Consider the following 4,926-nt stretch of genomic DNA (forward strand, 5'->3'; position numbering starts at 1 on the left):
ATTTCTGTACGTAATGAGCTAGCTCAGCATTACATTATGTACTGATTAATATATTTCATTAATAATTAATATAAAGGTTACTTAGAAACTAAAGCCAAAAAGTTTATATACTATAAAACAAGATTTTCAGAAAATAAATAATTCACAGTTAATAGATAAAAAAAGAAAAATTAGATGGAATTACATTCCATCAAGACTCATATCAATCATTCTTTGAGTTTGCTCAGCTAATTCGTCAGGAAGACCAGTGATATCCATATTTAAAAATCCTCTTACAATCATGGATTCCGCATCTTCTTCACTGATTCCACGAGCAGTCAAATAGTTGATTTCATCTTCAGATATTTTACCGACAGCAGCTTCGTGAGACATTTCGAGGTTAGCTGAACTGGCCTCAAGTTCAGGAACCGCATAGATAAAACTATCATCAGACAATACCAGACCATGACATTCCAAGTGGCCTTTAACAGTAGGCACTGTACCAGCCAAATGTCCTCTGGCATAAATTTTTGATTCATCCTGTGCAACAGCTCTGGAAATAACCTCTCCCCTTGCACCTTCTGCATTTAACAAGACTCTTGATCCGACATCAATGATTGAATCTTTTTTACCGCCTTGAATACTTTGAAAAATGGCTCTTGAATTTTTACCATCACAATAAGCAGTTGGGAAAGATTGAATTGTGCTGACAGGACTGGTTAAGATATAATTATTGATATAAGTGGTGTCATCACATAATTTAATACCAGTTCTTGGACGAACTTCAACTTGTTCTGCCCAATTGTGAACCATAGTAAAGGTTATTTTTGAACCAGGTTTTAGATACATTTCAGATACTCCAACGTGCATTGCTGAACCTACGTCATCACCGGTTGCACATCCTGTAATCAAGTGTAACTCGGAGTTTTCCTCAGCAATTATGACATTGTGAGCTGTTTGCATAACATCCTCATCACTGATGAACATGCATGCTTGAACAGGCATTACCTCTTTTGTTCCAGGAAGGGACCTTACAAAATAACCGCTTACGAATTCATTTTCCTTTTCTCTTAATGCGGTTTTTGCAGTATATTTATCAGCATCAGGCTTGACAACATTCCAAAGATAATCATCCAACCAATTGTATTTTTCCAATGCAATTTGCATATTCATTACTTCAATAGAATTGGAAATGGAGTTATTTGTAAAAATATTACTTTGGTCTACCTGTAAAAATGAACCTGATCTGTTAGTCTCTTCAGTATCGACTCCAACTTTTAAAAGATCTTCTTTGGTCTGTTTATTCAAATCATCCAAATCATCAATCATATCCAAAGCGTTTACAGTTTCATCAGTAAAGTTTTCAATTGTGACATCTGCACCAATTGCAGCTTTCTTATTTATTGCTTTTTCAGCAGATTCATAAACATTGCGCACACTCAACACATCCATTAAAACCATTTTTCCTAATATCTTCTAAAATTTCAGTAGGATTTCCGGAACAGGAAATTACTCCATCTATTAAAACATGTGCTTTATCTGCACTAACAAAGTTTAAAATATAACCTAAGTGAGTAATTAAAAGCCCACTTCTTTTTCTAGAACCTTGTGGTTTATCTTTATCCAATAAGTTACCTATTTCAGAAGCTAATAACTCTACGTTTTCAATATCCACACCTGAATCCGGTTCGTCAAACATTGTAAAATCAGGCATTTGAGCCAACAATTGCAAAATTTCAGAACGTTTTACTTCTCCCCCAGAAAATCCTAAATTAACATCCCTGTCTAAAAATTCATCGCTGAATTTAAGTTGTTTTGCTAAATCCTGCATCCTAGGATTCAAATCTTCATCCATATCCTGATGAGATTCAATCTTTAACAAGTCCCTTACAGAAACACCCCTAATTGCAGGAGGTGTCTGGAAACTTACACCAAGACCTAACTTAACCCTTTCGGCAGTAGTTAAATCAGTAATGTCCTGACCTTTGAATTTAATAGAACCTTGAACTACATCATATTGTGGAAAACCCAAAATAGTTAAAAATAAAGTACTTTTACCAGCACCATTTGGCCCTAAAAGAACGTGAGTTTCACCTTCTGCAATTGAAAGATTCACATCCTTTAAAACTCTTTTTCCGGCTACTTCCACAGCCAAATTTTCAATTTCGAGCAACATATAATCACCTTTATAAATAAATATGAATTTGTTATACTATACTAATTATATTACACTAAATATAAATAGTTAACAAAAAGTTAAATAAAAAAAAGAGAATAACTGAAATTATTCAGTTACAATAATGAATTCGCCAACTTTTTCTACTTTAGCGAAAGGAACTAATAATAAGTCACCATTCCTTTTAGCGCCTTTAACATGGATATTACGGTCACTTTCAACTCTAATTGCGATATCCACAATTTTACCAGTTTTTTCATTAATAATTAATTCATCTAATACGCCTAAAATACGTGCATTGTTGGTAGCAACTTGATAGTTTTTAATTTCGCTCCATAACTTTTCTTCTCTTTTTGGAATTTGTCTATTTTCCATTAAATCACCTGATAAAAATTATATTTAATTATATAAATATTTAACTTCATCATATTTAAACATAATATTCATTATACAATTTTTCAGCTACTTCACTATCCGGAATCGTATTAATATTTAATGCCAATTCCACCTTTGGACAGATTAGCTGATCCTCATCCTGAACAACATTAACGCTTTTCAATATATTCAATCCGGAAGGAACATTACCGTCAAATTCATAAGAATAATCGAGGCCTAAATTTTCAAATATCTCTACAGGAACTAGAACAGATAATGCATCCTTGGGGGATTTGAAATAATAATCCAAAACATAATCTATAGTTTTAGTGGATATGAACGGCAAATCAGCATTAATAAATAATAAAATATCTTCCTTGGACCTTTTTTCAAAATAATCCAATATATAAGATAAATCAGTTAAATAATCATCCCCTGAGGTGTCCAAAATTGTATAATCTCCATTAACACCTTTTAAATATTCCGTAGTTTCAATAGTATTTGGACTAACGGCAACAAATATTTCATCGATTAAACTGGATGCCTTTAAATTTTCAAGCACAAAATTGATTAAAGGTTTATCACGTAATTTGAAAAGAGGTTTTTCTTCAGGAACCTTAAGTCGGGTCCCCTTACCTCCTGCCATCAAAATTGCATAAATCATGATAAACCACAAGTGCTTAAGCGTATTTGCTTCCTTGCATCTTCATTCTCTTACCAAGAATACATCTGTCTCCTTGGCGACCACCGATTGGTGATTTTTGAGTACCCATTGAATTCATACAACGAGCCATAATTGCAGATCCAAGAGCTAAACCGTCTTCAACAAACACAACTTGATCAAATCTGTCTTGAACAGCTTCTAAGATAAGTTCAGGTTTTTTACCTGTGATACCTGCTCTTCCGGTAACACCCAAAGCGGAACCCGGAGTGATAACATCCTCTTCAAATGCAACATCTAAAAGACGAGTCACGATTTTAGCACTGACATAATCCATTGTGGACAGCAAAGTACCTAAACCATCTTCTTTATAGAATTTTTCACCTAATTTAGTTAATTCACCTAACTTATCCCCATTGACACCAACATCACAACCAATCAAAGTGGTTCCAGCATTGTCAGCAGCTACTGGGTCTAATGGCACAGTACCGAACCTGTTAACATCCATAGGAACTTTACAAATGTTAATCAATTCATGAGCCTCATCAGCATTTGCTTGAGCCTTTTTGGTATTGGCTTTTTTAAGCGCTTTATCTGAATATAAATCCAAAGCAGCACCATTTTTCATGTCAATTTCACCTGATCCCCTTGCAATAGCATCAGAAACAACACCTGCCAAACCTAAGAAGTTACCTACGGTATTCGCATAAGGTTCATTGTCATTTACAATACGTCCAGCTAATGTAGAACCAAAGTCAAGAGAAACACAAGGGTTTCTGTAGTCCACATCAGTCCATTTAGCGCCTAATTTGATACCAGCAGTAACAAGTTCACCTTCCATTTCATTCGCAACAGTTTCTTTACCTTGTGGAGGTATAACACTTACAACAGCACCATCGAACATTACATTATCTAAAAGAGTGTATTTTTGTAATCTTTCAGGAAGCTGTGATGAACTCATTGCAGGAGACATCTTACGTGGAGGGATGTCTGCATTCAAACAACCATCCGCTAAAGCAATAACCAATTGACCTGCTTCTTCAGCAGTAGCAAAACCTGCAGTAACCCCGGTGGAACGTACAACGAAATCCAAATCTTCATCTTTATCAACATGACATTTTCTAAGAGATTCAAGAACAGTATCTTTAATCAAATCAGCTACAGCTTCTTTAGAAAGCTCAATACCCCAAACAGTTTTACCGAAGACCTCTTCGGTAGGTTTAGGTGGTCTGATATCTCTTGTCATTTTAACAGTTTTATTCAAAAGATAACATTCGCTTGTGTTTAAATTTGTTGCAGTTACAATACATTTGGTGGTAGTGTTACCCAATTCAACAGAAGCGGTTACATAAAATACATCAGGTTTTTTTACAACACCTGGACTCGCTGGTCCTGCCTTTTGAGCTTTTAAAGTAGCTAAATTGCCTTCATGAGAATGAGCAATGATAGGTTTAGGACCTTTATTAAAAATTTTACTTAGAAAAGACATTTTATAACCTCAATTAAACTTGGTTATAAATATCTATTTATAATAATATAAATTTTATTAAAAATTTTTGAAAAAAATGCAAATAAAAATAGTTAAAAAAATAGAAAAAAATGATTAGATGAATAACTCATCTAATCGGGACCCTTATATCTATAATAAGTTGTTAATAGGGTGGTCTTCTACAGGTTCGGTACCGATATCTTTTGCTGCTTCAGCAATCATAATATCAGCCATACCACATGCAGG

General features: G+C 34.2%; 5 protein-coding genes and 1 pseudogene. All 6 read right to left on the reverse strand.

All coding sequences use genetic code 11. The features are described 5' to 3' along the window. Positions 1 to 180: 180 nt before the first annotated feature. Positions 181 to 1,431, reverse strand: coding sequence for a SufD family Fe-S cluster assembly protein (locus tag E7Z77_RS09700; protein WP_292753560.1), 1,251 nt, complete (start codon positions 1,429 to 1,431; stop codon positions 181 to 183). Then, positions 1,400 to 2,155: an ABC transporter ATP-binding protein gene (locus E7Z77_RS09705; RefSeq protein WP_292753562.1), complete on the reverse strand. Its 756-nt coding sequence runs from the start codon at positions 2,153 to 2,155 to the stop codon at positions 1,400 to 1,402. The genes E7Z77_RS09700 and E7Z77_RS09705 overlap by 32 nt, the downstream gene beginning before the upstream one ends. Before the next feature lie 108 nt (positions 2,156 to 2,263). After that, a complete protein-coding gene (locus tag E7Z77_RS09710; protein ID WP_292753564.1) occupies positions 2,264 to 2,530 on the reverse strand; it encodes a PRC-barrel domain-containing protein in 267 nt (88 codons plus the stop codon). 55 nt (positions 2,531 to 2,585) lie between these two features. Then, positions 2,586 to 3,194: an NTP transferase domain-containing protein gene (locus E7Z77_RS09715; protein ID WP_292753566.1), complete on the reverse strand. Its 609-nt coding sequence runs from the start codon at positions 3,192 to 3,194 to the stop codon at positions 2,586 to 2,588. A 16-nt stretch (positions 3,195 to 3,210) separates the two neighbouring features. Beyond that, the gene (locus tag E7Z77_RS09720) at positions 3,211 to 4,680 is read right to left on the reverse strand and encodes a methanogenesis marker 14 protein (RefSeq protein ID WP_292753568.1); all 1,470 of its coding nucleotides are present in this window, start codon (positions 4,678 to 4,680) and stop codon (positions 3,211 to 3,213) included. Between the two features lie 150 nt (positions 4,681 to 4,830). Next, positions 4,831 to 4,926: pseudogene (locus tag E7Z77_RS09725) on the reverse strand (tetrahydromethanopterin S-methyltransferase subunit H); the annotation flags it as partial.

It is taken from the genome of Methanobrevibacter sp. (assembly GCF_015062985.1).
In the GTDB taxonomy this organism is placed as follows: Archaea; Methanobacteriota; Methanobacteria; order Methanobacteriales; family Methanobacteriaceae; genus Methanocatella.